This is a genomic window from Variovorax terrae (assembly GCF_022809125.1).
Taxonomy (GTDB): domain Bacteria; phylum Pseudomonadota; class Gammaproteobacteria; order Burkholderiales; family Burkholderiaceae_C; genus Variovorax_A; species Variovorax_A terrae.
Genome location: NZ_JALGBI010000001.1, coordinates 806,794 through 828,347, shown reverse-complemented (window position 1 = coordinate 828,347; position 21,554 = coordinate 806,794). Strand labels below are relative to the sequence as shown.

The window sequence follows — 21,554 nt, the reverse complement described above, 5'->3', positions numbered from 1 at the left end:
ACTGGCAGGCAGGGAGACCCATCCCACCCCATGGAGGTCCTATGCTTTATGTCAAAACCGAAGCCGGCCGCGCCGAGCTGTCCAGCCGCGAACACGGGCTCACGCCGCACCAAAGACAGGTGCTGATCCTGTGCGACGGCGAGCGGACTTTCGAGCAACTGGTGCAGATGATGCCGCCGACCACCCTGGCCGCCGCGCTGGAGCGGCTGTGCAACCTGGGACTGCTCACGAGCCACGTGCCGGTGGTGCTGCGGCCGGTGCAGCCGAAGCGCGAAGTGGCCGGCGGCGACCCGTCGGACCGCTATCGCGCCACCGTGCGCCTGGCCACCGAAATCGCCTCGGGGCTGGGGTTCACGGCACGCCTGAAAGCGCAGTTGCAGATCGAGAAGGCGCAAGGCTTCGCCGATCTGTCGCACGTGGTGGCCAGCCTGTGCAGCGCCCTCGAAGACAAGGGCAATCCGCCCCAACTGACCGCCAAACTGCACTCGCTGCGCCAGATGGCCGCCAGCGCCTGAGCGCGTTCCTGCGGCCGGGTGCCGCGGCGCGCCCCCGAAGCCCCGATCCGGCGCGGCGCGCCAAGGCATGCGACAATAGAGGGATTGCAGGGATCCAGTTTGCTGCAATTCTCCGGGCAATCGCCCTCCCTTCTTTGACCCGTATCTGCCTTTGACTGGCGGGGTTTCTCCGAAATCCCGACAGGCCGATCACCCAGCGCCCGGATGGGCGCCTCCTTATGAATTTTGATGAACTGAAGCTGGCTCCTGCCATCCTGAAAGCCGTGCACGAGCAAGGCTACGAAACCCCCACCCCGATCCAGGCCCAGGCGATTCCCGCCGTGCTCGAAGGCCACGACCTGCTGGCCGGCGCCCAGACCGGCACCGGCAAGACGGCCGCCTTCACGCTGCCCATGCTGCACAAGCTCAGCCAGCTCGAACCCGGCAAGAACCGGTTCGGCGGCAAGGCCATCCGCGCCCTGGTGCTGACCCCGACGCGCGAACTCGCCGCGCAGGTGGAAGAGTCGGTGCGCGACTACGGCAAGTACCTGAACCTGAGCTCCACCGTGATCTTCGGCGGCGTGGGCATGAATCCCCAGATCGACCGCATCAAGCGCGGCGTGGACATCCTGGTGGCCACCCCGGGCCGCCTGCTCGACCTGCAGGGCCAGGGCCACCTGGACCTGTCCACCGTGCAGATGCTGGTGCTGGACGAAGCCGACCGCATGCTCGACATGGGCTTCATCCACGACGTGAAGAAAATCCTCGCGCTGGTGCCGCGCGAGAAGCAGAGCCTGCTGTTCTCGGCCACCTTCAGCGACGAGATCCGCGACCTGGCCAACACGCTGCTGCGCAACCCGCAGAGCATCCAGGTCACGCCGCGCAACACCACGGTGCAGCGCATCACCCAGGTGATCCACCCGGTGGGCCGCGGCAAGAAGAAGGCCGTGCTGGCCCACATCATCAACGAGCACAACTGGAGCCAGGTGCTGGTGTTCACGCGCACCAAGTTCGGCGCCAACAACGTGGCCGAGTTCCTGACCAAGAACGGCATCAAGGCCATGGCGCTGCACGGCAACAAGAGCCAGGGCGCACGCACCCAGGCCCTGCAGGGCTTCAAGAGCGGCGACATCCGCGCCCTGGTGGCCACCGACATCGCCGCGCGCGGCATCGACATCGACGACCTGCCGCACGTCGTCAACTACGAAATCCCCAACGTGCCGGAAGACTACGTGCACCGCATCGGCCGCACCGGCCGGGCCGGCGCCAGCGGCGAGGCCGTGAGCCTGGTGTGCCTGGACGAAGAAGGCTTCATGATGGAGATCGAACGCTTCACCAAGCAGCAGATCGCGGTGCAGGCGATCGACGGCTTCGGCCCCGAGCCGGGCGAGAAGGCCGAGCCCATCGCCATGGGCCGCCAGACCATCTGGGGCGGCGCCGGCAAGCCGCCGAGCCGTGACGTCATGCAGGCCGCGGCCAAGGCCGCACGCGGCGAAATGATGCAGCGCATGCGCGACAGCAAGGCCGCGCAGGGCGAACGCGGCGGCGCCAGACCCCAGGGCTCCCGGCCGGCCCAGGGCCGTAGCGGCAATGGCAATGGAAACGGCGGCGCACAGCCGCGGCACAATGGCGGCAACACCACCGCCCAGAAAGCCACCCATGGCCAGCCCCGCCAGCCCGACCCCCTGCGCACCAGCGTCGACAGCATGGCCGACCGCGGACGGCGCGGCGGGCGCGGCCCCGGCGGCGGACAGAACCGCTCTGGTGGCGGGGGCTTCGGGGCTCGTGGGCCGGGAAATCCTCAACGGTCTTTTAACCGATAAGCGCTATGCGGCGGTCCACTGCCTGGGCCGCCGACCCTTGCCGCTGGTCCGTCCCCGGCTGATCTGCCACACGGTGGACTACGCCGCGCTGCCGGCCCTGCCGGCGGTCTCCGAGGTCTACATCGCCCTGGGCACCACCATCAAGGTGGCAGGCAGCCAGGCGGCCTTTCGTGCCGTGGATGTCGACGCCGTCGTCGCCACGGCGCGCGCCGCACGCGCGGCCGGTGCAACCCGCCTGGGTGTGGTCAGTGCCATGGGCGCCCAGGCCCGCTCGGCGGTGTTCTACAACCGCATGAAAGGCGAAATGGAAGAGGCCGTTGCCCGCCTGGGCTTCGAGACCGTCGTGATCGCGCGGCCGTCCTTTCTCGTGGGCGACCGCTCCTCGCTCGAACAGCCCCGCCGTCGCGGCGAGGCGTTCATGCTCGCCACCATGCGGCGGCTCAATCCCTTCATTCCCGCCAACTACCGCTCCGTCACGGCGCGCGAGGTGGCGGATGCCCTGCGCGAGGCCGTGATGCACGCAGGCCCCGGCCTGCACGTGCTGCCCTCCGGCCAGCTGCATGCCCACGAAACGGCCCGCCGCCCATGACACCTGTTCAGGAAGCCCCTGCCAACTACGCCACGCTGACCGTGGCCACCTGCAACCTGCTCAACCTCGCCAACCCGGGGCGGCTGTTCTACCCCAACCAGGAGGCCTACACGCCGGCCCAGTTCGAGCGCAAGATCGAATGGCTGGGCGGACGCTTCAAGGCGCTCAACGCCGATGTGCTGGCGGTGCAGGAAGTCTGGGACGAAGCGGCGCTGCGCGGCGCGGTCAGCCGCAGCGGCCTGCACTACGGCCTGGTCTCGGTGCCCGGCGCCGAGAACAACCCGGCGTCCAGCGGCGCCCAGGGCACGCCGCGCGTCGGCCTCGTCAGCCGGCTGGCGGTCGAAACCCTGCGGTCCCTCACCGAGTTTCCGCCGGGCGCCGAGGTGCAGGTGCCCGACCTCGGCCCGCACAGCCGGTTCGAGCGGCCGCCGCTGCTCGCCACCCTGCGCATGAAGCACGGCCAGCCGGTGCATGTGCTGACGGCCCACCTGAAATCGAAGCGGCCGAAATTCCTGCAGAACGAACAAGGCCACCCGCTCGAAGACCGCGACGACCCCAAAGTCGCGGCGCGCGCGACCCTGCGCTCGCTCGTCATGCGCGGTGCCGAGGCCGCCGCCCTGCGCAGCATCGTGATCGACCTGCTGCGTGGCACGCACACGCCGCTGGTGGTGATGGGCGATTTCAACGACAGTCCGCACAGCGTCACCACGCAGTTGGTGGCCGCCACCTCGGAGGTGGCCTACGACAAGGCGGCACGCGACGTGGCCCTGTTCAACGCCTACGAGTACCAGGGCGAGGCCGCCCTCAAGAAGGACGTGGCCTACTCGCATGTGCACCAGGGCTTTCCGGAAGTGCTCGACCAGATTCTCGTGAGCGAGGAATTCGTGCCGCACAGCCGATTCAACCTGGGCGACGTGCGCCGCGTGGACTACTTCAACGACCACCTGCACGAAGGCCGCGATGCCACGCGCTCGGACCACGGCTTCGTGCGCGCCGTGCTGCGCTGGCGCCTGCCGCAGCCGCCCGCCCTCACCCCTGCACGAACAGCGTGACCAGCGGGTCGGGGCCGAGCTGGCGGCTCCAGTGGCCATGCACCGCCGCGTCGAAGCTCGCGCCCGGCGGCAGCACGTCGGCCGAATAGAAATGCTGGCCCGGCAGAAAGCGCCGCGAGCTGCCATCCTGCAGGCCGATCTCCATCTCGCCCCCCAGGATGAACACCCACTGCGGCGTGACCGTGCAATGGAACTGGCTGCGAAAACCGGGCGGACTGTGCCGCAGCTGGTAGCCGGGCGAGGCGAACACTGCCGACAGCAGGGACTGCGGCGTGCCGCCGGACAGCGGCAGCGTTTCCTCGCGGAATTTCGCGCGGCCATCGGTATCGGTGAAGAGAACTACTTTGGTGAATTCGGTCATGTCGGCAAACCCGGCGTTCAAAACGCCATTGTGCCCATCGGATGGCGCCTTCGCCCCGCCGGCCGGCTCAGAGTTTCGTCACGCGCACGCTCGCATCGGCGCGCCGGTGCAGGTCCGGCAGCAGCTCGAGCCCCAGGCCAGGCTTGTCGTTCAGGCTGACCATGCCGTTCTCGACCCGCGGCAATTCAGTCACCAGCTCCCGGTACCAGCCGGTGTAGAAGGCGCGCACGCTTTCCTGGACCAGCGCATTGGGCGCATGCAGCGAGAGATGGGTGGACGCCGCCCAGACCACCGGGCCGGTGCAGTCGTGCGGCGCCACCGGCAGTTGCCAGGCATCGGCCATGGCCGCGATCTTGCGCGCCTCGGTCAGGCCGCCGCACCAGCTCAGGTCGAGCATGGCCACGCCAGCCACGCCGGTCTGCAGGTAGTCCTTGAAGCCCCACTTGTAGCTCAGCGTCTCGCTTGCGCAGATCAGCGCTTCGCAGTCCTTCGCATAGGCCTTGAGCAAATCGAGGCTGTCCATGCGGATCGCGTCCTCGTGCCAGAAGGTGTTGAACGGCTTGAGCGCGCGTGCGATCTTCTGCGCCATGGGCAGGCGCCACAGGCTGTGGAACTCGACCATGATGTCCATCTTCTCGCCCACGGCCTGGCGGATCTTGCGGAATGGCTCCAGCGCCAGGTCGAGGTCGGCGTTGCTGATGTACTGGCCGTCGCTGCGCTCGGCCGCGGGATCGAACGGCCAGATCTTCATCGCCGTGATGCCTTCGGACAGCAGCGACTGCGCCAGCTCGTCGGCATGGTGCAGGAAGCCCTGCAGGTCCTCGTACGGTCCCTGGCTGTTGCCCAGGCCCCAGTTGGAAGAGCTCTGGTTGCGGTTGCTGCGGATGTACTGGTAGCCCGCGCAGGTGTTGTAGATGCGGATGGCATCGCGGCTGCGCCCGCCCAGCGCGGTGTGCACCGGCATGCGGGCCGCCTTGCCGAACAGGTCCCACAGGGCGATGTCCAGCGCCGAGTTGCCGCGCGTCTCCACGCCCGAGCCGCGCCAGCCGAGGTAGCCCGTGATGTCCTTGTTGCGCGCCTCGATTGCCAGCGGATCCTTGCCGAGCAGGCGGGGGGCCGCCCACTCGTGCAGGTAGGCCTCCACCGCCTCGGCGCCCATGAAGGTTTCGCCCAGCCCCACGAGCCCGTCGCTGCCGTACACCCTCACCCAGAGGATGTTCGGGAACTCGCCCAGGCGGATGGTTTCAACCTGTGTGATCTTCATTCTGCCCTCCCGGAGAAACAGGGCCGCCCGCGGCGGCCCCGGATGGCGCGAGCGGCCTTCAGCCGCCGCGCGCCTTCTTGAGCGAGTCCAGCACCAGGTTCACGGCCTCGGGGCCGATGACGGGCACATTCTTGTCATAGACGGGCTTCACCTTCTCGAACATGCGCCGCTGCTCGGCGGCGGAGATGTCGTTCACCTGCATGCCCTTGGCCCGCAGGCTGGCCAGCGACTTCTCGTTGAGCGCGCGGTTGGCGGCGCGCTGGGCCTTCTGGCCCTCGACCGCGGCTTCGCGCAGCGCGGCCTGCTCCTGCGGGTTGAGCTGGTCCCAGAGCTTCTTGCTGTAGAGCACCAGGAACGGCGTGTAGGCATGGCGCGTGACGCTCAGGTACTTCTGCACCTCGTTGAACTTGGAGGTCTCGATGGTCACGAACGGGTTTTCCTGCCCGTCGATGGTCTTGGTTTCGAGCGCGGTGAACACCTCGCCAAAGGCCATGGGCACGGCATTGGTGCCCAGCGTCTTGAAGGTGTCGAGGAAGATGTTGTTCTGCATCACGCGCACCTTGACGCCGTCGAAGTCCTCGACCTTGGCCACCGGATGCTTGCTGTTGGTCAGGTTGCGAAAGCCGTTCTCCCAGTAGGCCAGGTTCACCACGCCGGCCTCTTCGAGCTTCTTGTTGAAGTACTGGCCGGCCGGGCCGTCGAGCACCGCGTCGGCCTCCTTCTCGTTGGCGAACAGGAACGGCAGGTCGAACACGCCCAGTTCCTTGACGATGCCCACCAGCGGCGAGGTCGAGGTGCAGACCATCTCCTGCGTGCCGGCGCGCAGGGCCTGCGTGGCCGGCAGGTCGCCGCCGGCCGCACCGCCCCAGAAGGCATTGATCTTGATCTTGCCGCCGGTCTTGGCGTTGAGCACCTCCTGCATCCGCTTCACGCCGGCGCTCACCGGGTGGGCCTCGTCCACGCCGTTGGTGAACTTGATGGTCCGGTCGGCGAACTGGGCGAAGGCCGAGGTGGCCCACAGCAGGCCGAGGCCGGCCGCGGCTGCGGCGATGGTTCTGCGCTTGAACATGGCTGTCTCCTTTGATGGGGTTGGCACGGGATGAAAAAGGAATCAGCGCATCCACCACTGCAGGGGGACGGTCACCAATTCCGGAACGAACACCAGGGCGAACAGGACGATCAGCTCGGCGATGAAGAACGGCATCACGCCCTTGAAGGCGTCGTCCATGGTGATGCGCGCCACGCCGCACACCACGTTGAGCACCGTGCCCACGGGCGGCGTGATCAGGCCGATCGCGTTGTTCATGATGAAGAGCACGCCGAAGTACACCGGGTCGATGCCGGCCTTGATCACCACCGGCATCAGCACGGGCGTGAGGATCAGCACCGTGGGCGTGAAGTCCAGCGCCGTGCCGACGATCACGATCAGCACCATCATCATGAACATCAGCAGCGTCTTGTTGCCCATGAAGGGCTCGAGCATGCGGGTCACCTCGGTCGGGATGTTGGCCACGGTGATCAGCCAGGCGCTCACCATCGCAGCCGCCACCAGGAACATCACCACGGCCGTCGTCTTGCCCGCGGCCAGCGTGAGCCGGTACAACGCCGACACCTTGAGCTCGCGGTAGACGAACATGCCGACGACGAAGCTGTAGACCGCGGCCACCACGGCCGCCTCGGTCGGCGTGAACACGCCGAAGCGCATGCCGCCGATGATCAGCACCGGCAGCGCCAGCGCCAGGCTGCCCTGCGCGGTGATCCGCAGGCGCTCGCCCAGGGGCACGGCGTCGGCCGGCTTCACGTTCTCGCGCTTGGCGACCCACCACCAGGCGATGCCGATGGACAGCCCCATCAGCACACCGGGCACGATGCCGGCCAGGAACAGCTTGGTGATCGAGACGTTGCCGGCCACGCCGAAGATGATGAAGCCGATCGAGGGCGGGATCACCGGCGCGATGATGCCGCCGGCCGCGATCAGGCCGGCCGAGCGGTTGAGGTTGTAGCCGGCGCTCTTCATCATGGGGATCAGCAGCGCGGCCAGGGCCGCCGTGTCGGCCACCGCGGAGCCCGAGAGCGAGGCCATGATGATGGCGGCCATCACCGCCACATAGCCCATGCCGCCGCGGTAGTGGCCAACCCAGGCCATCGCCAGGTTCACGATGCGCCGGCTCAGGCCGCCCGCGTTCATGAACTCGCCGGCCAGCAGGAAGAAGGGCACGGCCAGCAGCGGGAAGTTGTCCGCCCCGTCGACGAAGCGCTGCGCGATGATCTGGCTGTCGAAGGCCGGCAGGCCCCCGGTGCCGGCCATGTAGGCCATCAGGGAGACGCCGCACACCAGCAGCGAATAGGCGATCGGCATGCCCAGGGCCATGGCCCCGAGCAGCGAGAAGATGAAAACGGCAACGGTCACTTCAAGCCTTCACTTCCTGGAGCTGTTCTTCGGATTCGCTGACCTGGATCATTTCCTGCTCGGTCATCCGGCCCGTGAACAGCCGGTAGAGCTTGTGCAGGTTCATGATGCCCATGACCGTGCCCACGATGTAGCCGATGCCATAGATCCAGATCATGGAGATGCCGGCCACCGGCGAGATGTTGGTCACCTGCAGCCCGTGCATGTGCCAGGTTCCGAGCAGGAACAGCGCATTGCAGAACAGCATCAGGGCCTCGCTCAGGAACACGCACACCCGCTTGCCCATGAGCGGCAGGTGCCGCACCAACGTGTCGACCCCGAGATGCCCGCCGTCGCGCATCGCGACCATGGCGCCGATGTAGGTCAGCCAGATGAAGCAGTAGCGCGCCATCTCCTCCGACATGGTGATGCCGGAGTTGAAGACGTAGCGCAGCACGACGTTGCCGAACACCATGATGACCATGGCCACCATGCACACCACCACCAGCAGTTCGAGCAGCTTGAAGAACAGATTGATCAGCTTGTGCAATGCAGTCTCCCGAGGCCGCGCCTCACAGTCCCTTGAGCAGGGGGGCGGGCGTGTTGAGCCGGGGCAGCCGGCGCCGCGAGGCCAGTACCTGCTCGATGTCGTCGCGCGCGCCGTCGATCAGGATCAGCACCGCCTTCTCCGCTTTCGCGGGCTGGTGGGCGATCACGGCATCCAGCACGGCGCGGTGCAGCGGCAGCGAGTTCCTGGGCCCGTCCTTGCGGGTGGTGGAGATCTCGAAGCTGGTGCGCAGCAGCGCGCCCAGCGCCTTGCTCATCTGCACGATCATGCGGTTGTGGCAGGCACGCAGCAGGCCCTGGTGGAAGCGCAGGTCGTGCGTGACGTAGTCGCCGCCCACCTCCACCGCCTGCTTCATGCCGGCGAAAGCAATCTCGATGTCGGCTATGTCCTGCGCCGTGGCGCGCTCGGCCGCCAGCCGCACGGCGGCGGGCTCGACCACGCGCCGCAGGTCCTGCAGGTCGCGCAGGAACTCGGGCGTGAGCCCGGCCTTGGACTGCCAGATGATGACGTCGGGATCGAACCAGTTCCACTGGCTCTCGGGCTGCACGCGCGTGCCGACCTTGGGGCCCGTGGTGAGCAGGCCCTTGGCGATCAGCGACTTGACCGCCTCGCGCACCACGGTGCGGCTGACGCCGAGCTCCTCGCACAGCAGCGGCTCGGGCGGAATCACCGCGCCGGCGACGTAGCGCCCGGCCACGATGGCTTCGCCAAGGTGGTCGACCGTGTTGCCGTGGACGTTCTTGATCATGGTTTGTACGGGGGTCTGTGTTTAATCGTATGACCATAATATGTTTGCAGATCGAGGATTTACCCTATGAGCGATTCCACCAAGCCCCGCAAGCCACCCGGGGAGCTGCGCAGCCAGCAATGGTTCGGCCGGCAGGACCGCGACGGCTTCGCCTACCGCAGCTGGGTCAAGGGCAAGGGCGTGCCGCACGACCAGTTCGACGGCCGCCCGGTGATCGGCATCTGCAACACCTTCAGCGAGCTCACGCCCTGCAACAGCCACTTCCGCACGCTGGCCGAGCAGGTCAAGATCGGCGTCTACGAGGCCGGCGGCTTCCCGCTCGAGTTTCCGGTGATGTCGCTGGGCGAGACCCTGCTGCGCCCCACCGCCATGCTGTACCGCAACCTCGCGAGCATGGACGTGGAAGAAAGCATCCGCGGCAACCCGGTGGACGGCGTGGTGCTGCTGATGGGCTGCGACAAGACCACGCCTTCGCTGCTCATGGGCGCGGCCAGCGCCGACCTGCCGACCATCGGCGTCAGCGGCGGCCCCATGCTCAACGGCAAGTGGCGCGGCCAGGAGCTGGGCTCGGGCACCGGCGTGTGGAGCATGAGCGAGCAGGTGCGCGCGGGCACGCTCAAGCTGCAGGATTTCTTCGAGGCCGAGAGCTGCATGCACCGCAGCCACGGCCACTGCATGACCATGGGCACGGCCAGCACCATGGCCAGCATGGTCGAGGCGCTCGGCGTCGGCCTGCCGGGCAACGCGGCCTACCCCGCGGTGGACGGCCGCCGCAACGTGCTGGCGCGCATGGCCGGGCGGCGCATCGTGGACATGGTGCACGAGGACCAGAAGCTCTCCACGATCCTCACGCGCGAGGCCTTCGAGAACGCCATCTGCACGCTGGCCGCCATCGGCGGCTCGACCAATGCCGTGATCCACCTGATCGCGATCGCCGGGCGCATCGGCCTGAAGCTGGAGCTCGAGGACTTCGACCGGCTCGCCAGCGAGCTGCCCTGCCTGGTCAACCTGCAGCCCTCAGGCAAGCACCTGATGGAAGACTTCTGCTATGCCGGCGGCCTGCCGGTGGTGATGAAGGAAATCGCGCACCTGCTGCACACCGGCCACGTCACGGCCAGCGGCCGCACCGTGGGCGAGAACATCGCCGATGCGCAGAACTACAACAGCGAGGTGATCCTGCCGTTCGAGGCCCCGTTCAAGGACAAGGCCGGCATCGCCGTGCTGCGCGGCAACCTCGCGCCGCGCGGCGCCGTCATCAAGCCCAGCGCCGCCACGCCGGCGCTGATGGTGCACACGGGCCGGGCCGTGGTGTTCGAGGACATCGAGGATTTCCACCGCCGCATCGACGACGAGGACCTCGACATCGACGAGAACTGCGTCATGGTGCTCAAGAACTGCGGCCCGCGGGGCTACCCCGGCATGGCCGAGGTCGGCAACATGCCGCTGCCGCCCAAGGTGCTGAGAAAGGGCATCACCGACATGGTGCGCATCAGCGATGCGCGCATGAGCGGCACCGCCTACGGCACGGTGGTGCTGCACACCGCGCCCGAGGCGGCCGCCGGCGGGCCGCTGGCCCTGGTGCGCAATGGCGACCTGGTCGAGCTGGACGTGCCCAACCGCAGGCTGCATCTGCACGTGAGCGACGAGGAGCTGGCGCGCCGCCAGGCCCTGTGGACCGCGCCCGAGCCGCCGCTGTCCTCGGGCTACTGGAAGCTCTACGTCGATCGCGTGCTGCAGGCCGACGAGGGCGCGGACCTCGACTTCCTGCGCGGGCGGCGCGGCGCCTTCGTGCCGCGCGACAACCACTGAGGCCACCGTGGCCGCCGCCGCTGCTCGCCCCCTGGTCGCAGTGGACTGGGGCACTTCCTCGCTGCGCGGCGCGCTGTTCGCGCCCGATGGCCGCGTGCTCGAGGAACAGTCCTTCGAACGCGGCATCCTGACCGTGGAGCGCGGCGGCTTTGCTACAGTTTTCGAAGCATGCTTTGACCGCTGGATGCGGCCCCCCGGCTCTTTCTGCCTGATTTCCGGGATGGCGGGCAGCCAGCAGGGCTGGCGCGAGGCGCCCTACTGCCCCTGCCCCGCGGGCCAGCCCGACGTGGCCGCCCGGCTGACCTGGATCGAGCCCGGGCGCATCGCCCTCGTGCCGGGCCTGAGCTGCGAGCACGGCGGTGTCCCGGACGTGATGCGCGGGGAAGAAACCCAGGTCTTCGGCGCCCTGCAACTGCTGGGCCTGAACGACGGCCTGCTGGTGCTGCCCGGCACCCACAGCAAATGGGTGCGGGTGCGCGCCGGCCGCATCGAGAACTTCGCCACCTTCATGACCGGCGAGTTCTATGCGCTGCTGCGCCAGCACTCGATCCTGGCGCGCACGCTGCCCGCCGACGACGCCGAGCCCGACGACGACGCCTTCGCGCAAGGCGTGGCCCGGGCGCTGCAGGGCCCCGGCCTGCTGCACAGCGCCTTCAGCACGCGCACCCTGTCGCTGTTCAACCGCATGGCCGGGCCGGCGCTGGCCAGCTACCTGTCGGGCCTGGTGATCGGCGAGGAACTGCGCGCGCAGCCGCTGGACGCCGGCAGCGAGGTCATCGTCATCGGCGCCCCCGCGCTCACGCGGCGCTACGCGCTGGCCCTGCCGCAGCGCGGGCTGCGCGCCCGCTGCCTCGGCCCCGAGGCCACCTGGTGCGGGCTGCGGGCCCTTGCAAACACCCTCCACCAGGACGCTCCATGACCCCTGCCCACGACCGCTTCGCCGCCGCGCTGCGCGCCCTGCCCCTGGTGGCCATCCTGCGCGGGCTCCCACCGCACGAGGCGCAGCCGGTCGGCACGGCGCTGGCGGCCACCGGCTGGATGCTGATCGAGGTGCCGCTCAATTCGCCCCAGCCGCTGCGCAGCATCGAGGCCCTGGCCGATGCCTGCCCGCAGGCCCTGGTGGGTGCGGGCACCGTGCTCGACGCGGCGCAGGTGCGCGAGGTGCATGCCGCCGGCGGGCGCATGGTGGTCTCGCCGAACTTCGATGCGGCGGTGGTGCGCGAGACGGCGCGGCTCGGCATGGTGAGCCTGCCCGGCGTGCTGACGCCCTGCGAGGCCTTTGCCGCGCTGGCGGCCGGCGCCAGCGGGCTCAAGCTGTTCCCGGCCGAAATGGTGCCGCCTGCCGCCGTGAAGGCGCTGCGCGCGGTGCTGGAGGCCGACACCCTGCTGTTCCCGGTGGGCGGCATCACGCCCGCCAACATGGCGGCCTACCGCGCGGCTGGCGCCAGCGGCTTCGGCATCGGATCGGCCCTGTACCGAAGCGGCCTGCCGGCCGCCGAGGTGCGCGAGAACGCTATGAAATTCATAGCCGCCTACGCTGGTACGATCAGGACATGAGCCCTCTTTCATCCCAAACCTCGTTCGGACTCGGCGACCGGGTCTGCATCGTCACCGGCGGCGCGCAGGGCATCGGCGAGGCCTGCGTGCGCCGCTTCGCCCGCGAAGGCGCGCGGGTGCTCATCACCGACGTGGACGACGCGCGCGGCCAGGCGCTGGCGGCCGAGCTGGGCCAGCGCTACCTGCACTGCGACGTGGGCGACAAGGCGCAAGTCGACGCGCTGGTGGCCCAGGCGCTGGCGGTGCACGGCCGCATCGACGTGCTGGTCAACAACGCGGGCATCTTCAAGGCGGCCGACTTCCTGGACGTGACCGAGGCCGACTTCGACACCGTGCTGCGCGTCAACCTCAAGGGCTCGTTCCTGATGGGCCAGGCGGTGGCGCGCGCGATGGTGGCGGCCGGCCCGCGGCCCGGCGCCGTCGATGGCGCGGCGCGCGGCGCCATCGTCAACATGAGCTCGGTCAACGGCGTGCTGGCCATCCCCACCATCTCCAGCTACAACGTCAGCAAGGGCGGCATCAACCAGCTCACGCGCGTGATGGCGCTGGCGCTGGCCGACCGGGGCGTGCGCGTGAATGCGGTGGCACCGGGCACCATCGCCACCGAGCTGGCGGCCAAGGCCGTGCTGACCAGCGAGGAAGCCAGGCAACGCATCCTGAGCCGAACCCCGCTGAAACGCCTGGGCGAACCGGCCGAGATTGCCGACGCCGTGGCCTACCTGGCCAGCGACGCCGCCAGCTACATCACCGGCGAGATCCTCACGGTGGACGGCGGCCGCATGACGCTGAACTACACCGTTCCGGTGTAAGAGCCTTCACGCCACCCGGCGGCCGCGCGGGCCCGAAGGCAGCTCCTGCGGCGCCACCGTGTTGGCATCCTCCGCGCGCAGGCGGCGGATGCGGCGTTCCATCGCCAGCAGCGTGAAGCGGCGGCGCAGCGAGGCCCAGGCGCCCCGCGGCTCGCGCCTGGGCATCAGCGCGGCGGCAAATTCCTGCGGATCGTGATAAACGCCCAGGTCGGCCAGCGGCATGCCGCTGTCGTCGTCCAGCGCCAGGCAGGCAAAGGCATCCTGGTGCCCGTTCCACAGGCTTTGCGCACGCCGGTGGATGCCATAGCCCTGCTCCCACTGCTGCGCCGTCAGCCGGCTGCGCGCCGCCACCAGGTAGCGCAGGTCGAACACATGGGTGTCGGTGCGCACCCAGCGCCCGCCCAGCCACACCTCCACCAGCGAGTGGTTCACCTGCTTGAGCCACGACACGTGGCCGCGCAGCAGCTCGCCGCGCAACTGCACCATGCGCAGCCGCGCCGGCACGCCGGCTAGGCGCAGCAGCGCGATGAACAATGTGGACTTGGCCCAGCAGTCGCCCCGGCCGGCATCCAGCACCTGGCGCGCCGTCGGGCAGCGCAGGCGGCCGGAAGCGGCGTAGGGCAGTGTCCTGACGAAATCACAGATGCTGAGCGCGCGCTGATGGTCGTTCTGGGCCAGCTGCGTGAGCGCCTTGGCGCGCAGGCGCAGCCGGTCATCCGCCAGATTCAGCGTGGGGGTGGCGCCAAGCCAATGGCCGGGTTCGAGATCGACCCGCAAAAGCCCCGATGCCTGGGTAGTCATTTTTTTTCCGCAACGACGAGAAACATCCACCTTAACCCAAGCGGGGTTCATGAATCTGACACGCGTCGCGTCCGCGCAACAGCGCGGCGTCCCTCGGAGACTGCCGCCGCTCAGGCCGGGCGCGCCGCGCGCGACGGCAGCCGCGCCTCGCGGATCGGCAGGTGCACCAGCGCCGCACCCACGGCCAGCACGATGTCGATGTACCAGACCCAGTTGTAGGCGCCCGTGGCCTCGAACACCTTGCCGCCCAGCCAGGCGCCGAGGAAGCCGCCCACCTGATGCGCCAGCATCACGATGCCGAACAGCGTGGCCATGTTGGCAGGCCCGAAGAACTTGGCCACCAGCCCCGCCGTCGGCGGCACGGTGGACAGGAAGGTGAGGCCCATCACCGCCGCGAACCCCAGCACCACGGCCTCGGACTTGGGCGCCAGCAGGAACACCAGCACCGCCAGCGCGCGCGAGGCGTACACCAGCGACAGCAGCGACTTCATGCGCCAGCGGCCCACCGCCCAGCCCATGGCGAAGCTGCCCACGATGTTGAACAGCCCGATCAGGGCCAGCGCCCAGGCCCCCACCTGCACCGGCAGGCCGCAGGCCGCGATCACGCCGGGCAGGTGCGTGGCCAGGAACGCCACGTGGAAGCCGCAGACGAAGAAGCCTGCGCTCAGCATCAGGTAGCTCGGCAGGCGCAGCGCCGCGCGGATGGCCTCGCCGGTGCCCACCGGCTTGTGGCCCACCGGCGCCGCCTGCAGCGAGTTGCCGCGCAGCACCAGGGCGGCCGGCAGCGCCAGCAGCACGACCAGGCCCAGCACCTGCATGGCGCTGGCCCAGCCCAGGCTGACCGTGAGCACACCGGCCAGCGGCGCCATCATGAACTGGCCGAACGAGCCGCCGGCGTTCACGATGCCCGTGGCCATGCCGCGCTTCTCGGGCGGCACCAGGCGCGTGGTGGCCGCCATCAGCACCGAGGGGCCGGCCATGCCGGCGCCGCCGGCCGCCAGCACGCCGATGGCGAAGATCAGGCCGGCCGTGGTGGTCATGAGCGGCGTGAGAAAGGTGCCCAGCGCCACCAGCAGCGCGCCGGTGAACAGCACGCGGCCGGTGCCGATCTTGTCGGCCACCATGCCGGCGAACGGCTGCGTCAGGCCCCACCAGAGCTGGCCGAAAGCGAACGCCAGGCTGATGCTGCCCAGCCCCAGGCCGGTGGAAGTGTTCAGCGGCGAGAGAAACAGGCCCATGGTCTGGCGCACGCCCATGGTCAGCGCGAAGGTGCCGGCAGCGGCCAGCAGCACCAGTCCTGCGGCGGTGCGCCGCGCGTCATTGCTCATCGTCAGCTCCGTCAGGATGGGGGGAAAGCAGTTCGAGGGATTCGTCGATCAGCGCATGCAGCGCCAGCACACGCGCCAGGCCCAGGCGCTGGTTGAGGCCCTGCTGCGCCACCTTCCAGCGGCGCTGGGCCTCCTGACGCTTTTCGCGCCCCGCCTCCGTGATACTCACGGTGCGGCTGCGGCCGTCCGCACCGGCCGCCAGCGCGACCCAGCCCGCCTCGACCAGCGGCCGCAGGTTGCGCGTGAGGGTGGAAGCCTCCATGCCCATGGCCTGCGCCAGCTCGCCGGGGCGCAGCGGGCCCAGGTGCAGCACCGTGGACAGCAGCGAGTACTGCGTGGTCTTGAGGCCGGTCTTGCCGACCTCGGCGTCGTAGTGCTGCGCCACGCGGCGCATCAGCTGGCGCAGCTTGAAGTTGGTGCAGCCCTGAGGCTTGACAACGGTGTCCATCCAAACTATTGTATCTACAACTATTGCAATTGCAAGCAATCAATCAACAGGACGGTGAAGGACAGGCCATGACCCAGAACACCCCCCTTGAAACCTGGCTCGCGCAGGAGCGCGAAGTGGCGGCGCGGCTGGAGGCGGGCTGCGGGCCCGGCGTGGCCACGCCCGCGCAGTTGGCCGGCAAGACCGGGCTGGAGATGATGCAGGCCATGCTGCGCGGCGAACTGCCCTACCCGCCGATCGCCAGGACGCTGGACTTCCAGCTGATGGAAGTCGGCGAAGGCCGGGCGTTGTTCCAGGGCACGCCGGGGCCCGCGCACCTCAACCCCATGGGCGGCGTCCATGGCGGCTGGTATGCCACCCTGCTCGACTCGGCGCTCGGCTGCGCCGTCCACACCCTGATGCCCGCGGGCCGCGGCTACACCACGGCGGAACTGGGCGTGAACCTGGTCAAGGCCATCGGCCCCAAGGCGCCGCGCGTGCGCGCCGAGGGCAAGGTGATCCACTGCGGCCGCCAGCTCGCCACCGCCGAGGCCCGGCTCTACGGGCCCGACGGCACGCTGTATGCGCACGCAACGACGACCTGCCTGGTGTTCGATCTGCCGAAGGCTCCGGCCGGCACCGGAGCGTGACCGCGCCGCACCCCGCAGAGCCGGCGGCGGGGCCGCGGACGGCAGGGGTTCGGCAACACCCCGCGACCGGCATCGAACGGTGCCGCCGCCGATAATGGGCACCATGCGAATCCTCCACACCATGCTGCGCGTTGGCAACTTCCAGCGCTCCATCGACTTCTACACCCAGGTACTCGGCATGAAGCTGCTGCGCACCTCCGAGAACCCCGAGTACAAGTACTCGCTGGCTTTCGTCGGCTACGGCAACAACCCGGACCATGCCGAGATCGAGCTGACCTACAACTGGGGCACCGAGAGCTACGAGCTGGGCACCGCGTACGGCCACATCGCGCTCGGCGTGCCCGACGTGTACGCGGCTTGCGAGAAAATCAAGGCAGCCGGCGGCAACGTCACGCGCGAGGCCGGCCCGGTCAAGGGCGGCACGACCGTCATTGCCTTCGTGACCGACCCGGACGGCTACAAGATCGAGCTGATCCAGCGCGCGGAGGGCGCTGCTGGCGGCGGCCTCCGCTGAACCTCGGCAAGACGGCCTCATGACGAGCACGAAGAAGCAGGCCCTGACCCGCCATGTCGCGCTGCTGCGCGGCGTGAACGTCAACGGCATCGCGGTCAAGAGCGCCGACCTCAAGGCGCTCTTCGTCGAACTGGGCTTCGGCGCGGTGCGCACCGTGCTCGCCAGCGGCAATGTGCTGTTCGACACCGACGAAAGCGATGCGAGCACCCTGCGCACCCGCATCGAGCAGGCCCTGTGCAAGCGCTTCGGCTACGACGCCTGGATCGTGCTGCTCACACAGAAGACCGTGGCCGACATGGCTGCGGGCTACCCCTTCGAACGCATCGACGAAGAGCGGCATCCTTACCTGGTGTTTGGCTCCGACGCCACCATGCTCGACGAGATCATCGAGAAGGCCGGCGCTGTCGATGCCAGGCTCGAGCGCCTGAAACGCGGCAAGGGCGTGCTCTATTGGGAATGCCCGCGCGGCGAGAGCACCGACACCCCCGTCGCCAAATTGCTGGCGAAAACCCGCTACAAGTCGAGCACCACCACGCGCAATCTGCGCACGGTGGAGAAGCTCATTGCCGGCTGATCAGCGGCCCGGCGCGCAGGGTCAGCGCGGCAGTTGGCTCGCGGCGCGTGCCAGTTGCTCGATGCGAGCCCAGTCGCCTTCGCGGATCGCGTCGGTCGGCACGATCCACGAACCGCCCACGCAGGCCACGTTCGATAGCGCAAGAAACTCGGCCGCGTTGCCCGCATGGATGCCACCCGTGGGGCAGAACGTGACGTCGCCGAACGGGCCGCCCCAGGCCTTGAGCATGGCCAGGCCGCCGGCCTGCATCGCAGGAAAGAACTTGAGCTCGGTGTAGCCGTCTTCCTGCGCCGCCATGATCTCGCTGCCGGTGGCCACGCCGGGCAGCAGCGGCAGGCCCAGCTCGTGGCAGGCCCGGCCCACGGCATGGGTGTAGCCGGGGCTGACGGCAAAGCGCGCGCCGGCCAGCGAAGCCGCCTGCGCATCGGCCGCGCTGCGCACCGTGCCCGCGCCGATCACGGCCTGCGGCACGTCCCTGGCAATGGCTTCGATGCAGGCCAGCGCCACCGGCGTGCGCAGCGTGACCTCGAGCATGCGGATGCCGCCGGCCACCAGCGCGCGCGCCAGCGGCACGGCGTGTTCCACCGCGTGCAGCACGATGACCGGGAGCACCGGCGCGTCCCGCATCACGTCCAGGGCACTCAGCCCGCTGCCGGGTCGTTCATTCACAGCCATGTGCAGGCTCCTTCCTCGGCCGTCAGCGCCTGGCGGCGCATGCCGGCAAACAGTTCGCGTCCCAGGCCCGCGCCGTTGGCGGCGCGCAGGACCTCGGGCATGGGCACGGCGGCGCGGGCTTCCCACTCGCCCGTAGGCAGCAGCACGTCCAGCGTGCCGGCCACCGCATCGAGCCGCACCACGTCGCCATCGCACACCCGGGCCAGCGGACCGCCAGCCGCGGCTTCGGGCAGCACATGAATGGCGGCCGGCACCTTGCCCGAGGCGCCGCTCATGCGGCCATCGGTCACCAGGGCCACCTTGAAACCCTTGCCCTGCAGCACCGCCAGCGGCGGCGTGAGCTTGTGCAGTTCGGGCATGCCATTGGCCTGCGGCCCCTGCCAGCGCACCACGCAGACCACGTCGCGTTCGAGCTCGCCGGCCTTGAAGGCCTGGTGCAGCGCCTCCTGCGAATCGAACACCCGGGCCGGCGCCTCGATGACGTGCCGGTCGTCCGGAATGGCCGACACCTTGATCACGCTGCGCCCCAGGTTGCCCTGCAGCAGCCTCAGGCCGCCGGTGGCGCTGAACGGCCGCCCGGCAGGCCGCACGATGGATTCGTCCTTCGAGGCGCCGGCGTCATGCCAGCGCAAGGCCTCGCCCTCGAGCGCCGGCTCGCGCGTGTACTCGCGCAGGCCGCCCGTGCGCACGGTCAGCACGTCCTCGTGCATCAGGCCGGCATCGAGCAGCTCGCGGATCACGAAGCCGGTGCCGCCCGCGGCCTGGAACTGGTTCACGTCGGCGCTGCCATTGGGGTAGACGCGCGACAGCAGCGGCACCACGTCCGACAGCGCGGCGAAGTCGTCCCAGTCGATCGTGATGCCGGCCGAGCGCGCGACTGCCACCCAGTGGATCAGGTGGTTGGTCGAGCCGCCCGTGGCCAGCAGCGCCACCAGCGCGTTGACGATGGCGCGTTCGTCCACCACCCGGCCGATCGGCGCGAAGCGCTGCGCCCGGGTGATGCCCAGCGCCGTGCGCGCGGCCTCGCGCGTGAGCGCCTCGCGCAGGGGCCCGCCCGGCGCCACGAAGGCCGTGCCCGGCACATGCAGGCCCATGGCTTCGAGCAGCATCTGGTTGCTGTTGGCCGTGCCGTAGAAGGTGCAGGTGCCCGGCGCATGGTAGGCCGCCGACTCGGCCGCCAGCAGCGCCTCGCGCCCGACCAGCCCCTGCGCCGCCTGCTCGCGCACCTTGGCCTTCTCGTTGTTGGACAGGCCGCTGGGCATCGGCCCCGCGGGCACGAACACCGTGGGCAGGTGGCCGAAGTGCAGCGCGCCGATCAGCAGGCCCGGCACGATCTTGTCGCACACCCCCAGCATCAGCGCGGCGTCGAACATGTCGTGCGACAGCGCCACCGCCGTGGCCATCGCGATCACGTCGCGGCTGAACAGGCTCAGCTCCATGCCGGGCGTGCCCTGGGTCACGCCGTCGCACATGGCCGGCACGCCGCCGGCCACCTGGGCCGTGGCGCCGTGGCGCCGCGCCTCGGCCTTGATCAGTTCGGGATAGGCGCCCAGCGGCGTGTGCGCCGAGAGCATGTCGTTGTAGGCGTTGACGATGCCGATGTTGGGCGCGCGCTCGGTCACCACCTTGAACTTGTCGCTGGCCGGCAGGCCCGCGAAAGCATGGGCCACGTTGGCGCAGCCCATGCGGTCGGCGCCGCGCCCGCGCGCCGCGGCGGCGTCCAGGCGTTGCAGGTAGTCCGCGCGCGCCGGGGCGCTGCGCTCGCGGATGCGACGCGTCACGGCGTCGACGGTGGGGTGGAGTTTCATCGGGAGTGGTAACTAAATTACAAACCCTATCGTAACGCCGAACCGGCGTCCGACAGCCCCGCAAGGTTACAGGCTGGGTACGAAAACAAAAAGGCCCGGGCAAGCCGGGCCTTTCCTGCGCATAGAGCAGCGCCTTACTGCACCACGATCACCTCGACGCGGCGCGCCTCGGCATTGCTGCCGGTGCCGGTCAGCAGTTCGGGCTTGCGCAGCTCGACCTTGTCCTCGGCCACGCCCAGGCCCTTGAGCGCCTCGCGCACGGCCAGCGCGCGCTGCTTGGACAGCTCCTCGTTCTTCGCGGCGTCGCCGGTGGCGTCGTGGAAGCCGCTGACCACGGCCCGGCGGCCTTCGGCCACCGACTTCACCACTTCGGCCAGGGCTTCGTTGGCGCCGGGGGCCAGCTCGGCCCGCGCCGTGGCAAAGTAGAACTTGACGACGCCGTTCTCGACCTTGACGCTGGCCGCGTCGATTTCCACGACCACCGGCACCGCCTTGGCTTCGCCGGCGATGCGGGTCTGGTAGACCGCCACGCCGATCACGAGGCCGATCACCAGCGCGATCACGCCGAACACCACGCCCAGCGCAATGCCGGTGCTGTCATCATCCTGGGAAAGCATATCTTTGAACTCCTGAAAACTGCGGCGATTGTAAAGTAGCAACGGCATGGCACCTCCGCTCCTCCCCCTTCGCGATCCGGCCCCGATGCTGGCGCAGAGCCTGCGCGAGTGGGGCGGGCGCGGCGACCTGTGGGTGTTCGGCTACGCCTCGCTGATCTGGCGGCCGGAGTTCGACCACACCGAGCACCGCCTGGCCCGCGTGCACGGCTGGCACCGCGCGCTCAAGATGTGGAGCCGCATCAACCGCGGCACGCCCGAATGCCCGGGCCTCGTGTTCGCCCTGCTCTCGGGCGGCAGTTGCACCGGCATGGTGTTCCGCGTGCCGCGGCGCGACGCGGCCGACGTGATGGCCCGGCTGTGGCTGCGCGAGATGGTCACCGCCGTGTACGACCCGCGCTGGCTGCCCTGCCAGACGGCGCGCGGGCCGGTGCGCGCGCTGGCCTTCACGCTGTCGCGCCGCAGCCCGAGCTACACCGGCGAGCTCGACGCGGCGCACTACCGGCAGATCTTCTCGGATTCGTGCGGCCGCTTCGGCACCACGCTCGACTATGCGCGCCAGACCTTCGACAGCCTGCGCCGCCACGGCATCCACGACCACGCCCTGCAGCGCCTGCTCTCGCATGCCGACGGCGATCTGCGGGTTGCCCCGGGCAGACAGCCGCCGCGCAGCGGCTTGTAATGGCCGCACCGTTCCCCA

24 protein-coding genes are annotated in these 21,554 nt (G+C 69.4%); 12 read left to right on the top strand and 12 right to left on the bottom strand.

Translation table 11 applies throughout. The features are described from left to right. The first annotated feature begins 41 nt into the window (after window positions 1-41). From MMF98_RS03835 to MMF98_RS03820, 4 genes are all read left to right on the top strand, one after another. Window positions 42-515 (top strand): hypothetical protein, encoded by a 474-nt coding sequence (locus tag MMF98_RS03835; RefSeq protein ID WP_243304489.1) that lies wholly within the window; start codon window positions 42-44, stop codon window positions 513-515. A gap of 218 nt (window positions 516-733) precedes the next feature. Next, window positions 734-2,317, top strand: a complete 1,584-nt coding sequence (locus MMF98_RS03830; protein WP_243304485.1) for a DEAD/DEAH box helicase — start codon at window positions 734-736, stop codon at window positions 2,315-2,317. 37 nt (window positions 2,318-2,354) lie between these two features. Further along, window positions 2,355-2,906, top strand: coding sequence for a Rossmann-fold NAD(P)-binding domain-containing protein (locus MMF98_RS03825; RefSeq protein WP_341481286.1), 552 nt, complete (start codon window positions 2,355-2,357; stop codon window positions 2,904-2,906). After that, window positions 2,903-3,958, top strand: coding sequence for an endonuclease/exonuclease/phosphatase family protein (locus MMF98_RS03820; protein WP_243304483.1), 1,056 nt, complete (start codon window positions 2,903-2,905; stop codon window positions 3,956-3,958). Before MMF98_RS03825 ends, MMF98_RS03820 begins: the two co-directional genes overlap by 4 nt. On the opposite strand, the gene MMF98_RS03815 is transcribed toward MMF98_RS03820, so the two are convergent. The 6 genes from MMF98_RS03815 to MMF98_RS03790 all read right to left on the bottom strand — a co-directional run bounded on the left by MMF98_RS03815 (window position 3,936) and on the right by MMF98_RS03790 (window position 9,288). Further along, complete coding sequence (locus MMF98_RS03815; RefSeq protein ID WP_243307291.1) at window positions 3,936-4,319, bottom strand: cupin domain-containing protein; 384 nt, start codon at window positions 4,317-4,319, stop codon at window positions 3,936-3,938. The two genes, MMF98_RS03820 and MMF98_RS03815, sit on opposite strands and share 23 nt — an antisense overlap. 67 nt (window positions 4,320-4,386) lie before the next feature. Continuing rightward, window positions 4,387-5,583, bottom strand: a complete 1,197-nt coding sequence (locus tag MMF98_RS03810) for a mandelate racemase/muconate lactonizing enzyme family protein (RefSeq protein WP_243304481.1) — start codon at window positions 5,581-5,583, stop codon at window positions 4,387-4,389. Between the two features lie 58 nt (window positions 5,584-5,641). Further along, complete coding sequence (locus tag MMF98_RS03805) at window positions 5,642-6,652, bottom strand: TRAP transporter substrate-binding protein (RefSeq protein WP_243304479.1); 1,011 nt, start codon at window positions 6,650-6,652, stop codon at window positions 5,642-5,644. Window positions 6,653-6,694: 42 nt separating this feature from the next. Beyond that, a complete protein-coding gene (locus tag MMF98_RS03800; protein WP_243304477.1) occupies window positions 6,695-7,993 on the bottom strand; it encodes a TRAP transporter large permease subunit in 1,299 nt (432 codons plus the stop codon). A gap of 1 nt (window position 7,994) precedes the next feature. Further along, window positions 7,995-8,522: a TRAP transporter small permease gene (locus MMF98_RS03795; protein ID WP_243304475.1), complete on the bottom strand. Its 528-nt coding sequence runs from the start codon at window positions 8,520-8,522 to the stop codon at window positions 7,995-7,997. A 22-nt stretch (window positions 8,523-8,544) separates the two neighbouring features. Beyond that, entirely contained in the window at window positions 8,545-9,288 is a 744-nt protein-coding gene (locus MMF98_RS03790; protein WP_243304472.1) for a FadR/GntR family transcriptional regulator, read from the bottom strand. A 66-nt stretch (window positions 9,289-9,354) separates the two neighbouring features. Here MMF98_RS03790 and MMF98_RS03785 point away from each other — a divergent pair, with 66 nt between their 5' ends. From MMF98_RS03785 to MMF98_RS03770, 4 genes are read left to right on the top strand one after another with little or no spacing between them, the layout of a single operon-like run. Then, complete coding sequence (locus tag MMF98_RS03785; protein WP_243304471.1) at window positions 9,355-11,097, top strand: IlvD/Edd family dehydratase; 1,743 nt, start codon at window positions 9,355-9,357, stop codon at window positions 11,095-11,097. A gap of 7 nt (window positions 11,098-11,104) precedes the next feature. After that, window positions 11,105-12,016: a 2-dehydro-3-deoxygalactonokinase gene (locus MMF98_RS03780; protein ID WP_243304469.1), complete on the top strand. Its 912-nt coding sequence runs from the start codon at window positions 11,105-11,107 to the stop codon at window positions 12,014-12,016. Next, window positions 12,013-12,654 carry a 2-dehydro-3-deoxy-6-phosphogalactonate aldolase gene (locus MMF98_RS03775; protein ID WP_243304467.1) on the top strand — a complete coding sequence of 214 codons (642 nt, stop codon included), beginning with the start codon at window positions 12,013-12,015 and terminating at the stop codon, window positions 12,652-12,654. The genes MMF98_RS03780 and MMF98_RS03775 overlap by 4 nt, the downstream gene beginning before the upstream one ends. After that, window positions 12,651-13,463 (top strand): SDR family NAD(P)-dependent oxidoreductase, encoded by an 813-nt coding sequence (locus tag MMF98_RS03770; RefSeq protein WP_243304465.1) that lies wholly within the window; start codon window positions 12,651-12,653, stop codon window positions 13,461-13,463. The genes MMF98_RS03775 and MMF98_RS03770 overlap by 4 nt, the downstream gene beginning before the upstream one ends. A gap of 6 nt (window positions 13,464-13,469) precedes the next feature. Here MMF98_RS03770 and MMF98_RS03765 read toward each other — a convergent pair whose 3' ends face one another. From MMF98_RS03765 to MMF98_RS03755, 3 genes are all read right to left on the bottom strand, one after another. Next, window positions 13,470-14,264 (bottom strand): transglutaminase-like domain-containing protein, encoded by a 795-nt coding sequence (locus MMF98_RS03765; RefSeq protein ID WP_243304463.1) that lies wholly within the window; start codon window positions 14,262-14,264, stop codon window positions 13,470-13,472. Window positions 14,265-14,374: 110 nt separating this feature from the next. Then, window positions 14,375-15,592, bottom strand: a complete 1,218-nt coding sequence (locus MMF98_RS03760; RefSeq protein WP_243304462.1) for an MFS transporter — start codon at window positions 15,590-15,592, stop codon at window positions 14,375-14,377. After that, window positions 15,582-16,040, bottom strand: coding sequence for a MarR family winged helix-turn-helix transcriptional regulator (locus MMF98_RS03755; protein WP_243304459.1), 459 nt, complete (start codon window positions 16,038-16,040; stop codon window positions 15,582-15,584). Before MMF98_RS03755 ends, MMF98_RS03760 begins: the two co-directional genes overlap by 11 nt. A 68-nt stretch (window positions 16,041-16,108) precedes the next feature. On the opposite strand from MMF98_RS03755, the gene MMF98_RS03750 reads away from it, so the two are divergent. The 3 genes from MMF98_RS03750 to MMF98_RS03740 all read left to right on the top strand — a co-directional run bounded on the left by MMF98_RS03750 (window position 16,109) and on the right by MMF98_RS03740 (window position 17,757). Next, window positions 16,109-16,669 (top strand): PaaI family thioesterase, encoded by a 561-nt coding sequence (locus MMF98_RS03750; protein ID WP_243304457.1) that lies wholly within the window; start codon window positions 16,109-16,111, stop codon window positions 16,667-16,669. A 103-nt stretch (window positions 16,670-16,772) separates the two neighbouring features. Next, a complete protein-coding gene (gene gloA / locus MMF98_RS03745) occupies window positions 16,773-17,183 on the top strand; it encodes a lactoylglutathione lyase (RefSeq protein ID WP_243304453.1) in 411 nt (136 codons plus the stop codon). 19 nt (window positions 17,184-17,202) lie between these two features. Then, window positions 17,203-17,757, top strand: coding sequence for a DUF1697 domain-containing protein (locus MMF98_RS03740; RefSeq protein ID WP_243304451.1), 555 nt, complete (start codon window positions 17,203-17,205; stop codon window positions 17,755-17,757). 21 nt (window positions 17,758-17,778) lie between these two features. On the opposite strand, the gene eda is transcribed toward MMF98_RS03740, so the two are convergent. The 3 genes from eda to MMF98_RS03725 all read right to left on the bottom strand — a co-directional run bounded on the left by eda (window position 17,779) and on the right by MMF98_RS03725 (window position 20,857). Next, entirely contained in the window at window positions 17,779-18,432 is a 654-nt protein-coding gene (gene eda / locus MMF98_RS03735; RefSeq protein WP_243304449.1) for a bifunctional 4-hydroxy-2-oxoglutarate aldolase/2-dehydro-3-deoxy-phosphogluconate aldolase, read from the bottom strand. Further along, entirely contained in the window at window positions 18,423-20,240 is a 1,818-nt protein-coding gene (edd, locus tag MMF98_RS03730; protein WP_243304446.1) for a phosphogluconate dehydratase, read from the bottom strand. The genes eda and edd overlap by 10 nt, the downstream gene beginning before the upstream one ends. 134 nt (window positions 20,241-20,374) lie before the next feature. Continuing rightward, window positions 20,375-20,857, bottom strand: coding sequence for an OmpA family protein (locus MMF98_RS03725; protein ID WP_243304444.1), 483 nt, complete (start codon window positions 20,855-20,857; stop codon window positions 20,375-20,377). 46 nt (window positions 20,858-20,903) lie between these two features. Between MMF98_RS03725 and MMF98_RS03720 the strand changes: the two genes are divergently transcribed. Beyond that, window positions 20,904-21,536 carry a gamma-glutamylcyclotransferase gene (locus MMF98_RS03720; protein ID WP_243304442.1) on the top strand — a complete coding sequence of 211 codons (633 nt, stop codon included), beginning with the start codon at window positions 20,904-20,906 and terminating at the stop codon, window positions 21,534-21,536. The last annotated feature ends 18 nt before the right edge of the window (window positions 21,537-21,554 follow it).

Coding starts and splice junctions, on each gene's coding strand:
- MMF98_RS03835 (WP_243304489.1), top strand. CDS start 42: ATGCTTTATGTCAAAACCGAAGCCGGCCGCGCCGAGCTGTCCAGCCGC.
- MMF98_RS03830 (WP_243304485.1), top strand. CDS start 734: ATGAATTTTGATGAACTGAAGCTGGCTCCTGCCATCCTGAAAGCCGTG.
- MMF98_RS03820 (WP_243304483.1), top strand. CDS start 2,903: ATGACACCTGTTCAGGAAGCCCCTGCCAACTACGCCACGCTGACCGTG.
- MMF98_RS03815 (WP_243307291.1), bottom strand. CDS start 4,319: ATGACCGAATTCACCAAAGTAGTTCTCTTCACCGATACCGATGGCCGC.
- MMF98_RS03810 (WP_243304481.1), bottom strand. CDS start 5,583: ATGAAGATCACACAGGTTGAAACCATCCGCCTGGGCGAGTTCCCGAAC.
- MMF98_RS03805 (WP_243304479.1), bottom strand. CDS start 6,652: ATGTTCAAGCGCAGAACCATCGCCGCAGCCGCGGCCGGCCTCGGCCTG.
- MMF98_RS03790 (WP_243304472.1), bottom strand. CDS start 9,288: ATGATCAAGAACGTCCACGGCAACACGGTCGACCACCTTGGCGAAGCC.
- MMF98_RS03785 (WP_243304471.1), top strand. CDS start 9,355: ATGAGCGATTCCACCAAGCCCCGCAAGCCACCCGGGGAGCTGCGCAGC.
- MMF98_RS03775 (WP_243304467.1), top strand. CDS start 12,013: ATGACCCCTGCCCACGACCGCTTCGCCGCCGCGCTGCGCGCCCTGCCC.
- MMF98_RS03770 (WP_243304465.1), top strand. CDS start 12,651: ATGAGCCCTCTTTCATCCCAAACCTCGTTCGGACTCGGCGACCGGGTC.
- MMF98_RS03765 (WP_243304463.1), bottom strand. CDS start 14,264: ATGACTACCCAGGCATCGGGGCTTTTGCGGGTCGATCTCGAACCCGGC.
- MMF98_RS03760 (WP_243304462.1), bottom strand. CDS start 15,592: ATGAGCAATGACGCGCGGCGCACCGCCGCAGGACTGGTGCTGCTGGCC.
- MMF98_RS03755 (WP_243304459.1), bottom strand. CDS start 16,040: ATGGACACCGTTGTCAAGCCTCAGGGCTGCACCAACTTCAAGCTGCGC.
- MMF98_RS03750 (WP_243304457.1), top strand. CDS start 16,109: ATGACCCAGAACACCCCCCTTGAAACCTGGCTCGCGCAGGAGCGCGAA.
- gloA (WP_243304453.1), top strand. CDS start 16,773: ATGCGAATCCTCCACACCATGCTGCGCGTTGGCAACTTCCAGCGCTCC.
- MMF98_RS03740 (WP_243304451.1), top strand. CDS start 17,203: ATGACGAGCACGAAGAAGCAGGCCCTGACCCGCCATGTCGCGCTGCTG.
- eda (WP_243304449.1), bottom strand. CDS start 18,432: ATGGCTGTGAATGAACGACCCGGCAGCGGGCTGAGTGCCCTGGACGTG.
- edd (WP_243304446.1), bottom strand. CDS start 20,240: ATGAAACTCCACCCCACCGTCGACGCCGTGACGCGTCGCATCCGCGAG.
- MMF98_RS03725 (WP_243304444.1), bottom strand. CDS start 20,857: ATGCTTTCCCAGGATGATGACAGCACCGGCATTGCGCTGGGCGTGGTG.
- MMF98_RS03720 (WP_243304442.1), top strand. CDS start 20,904: ATGGCACCTCCGCTCCTCCCCCTTCGCGATCCGGCCCCGATGCTGGCG.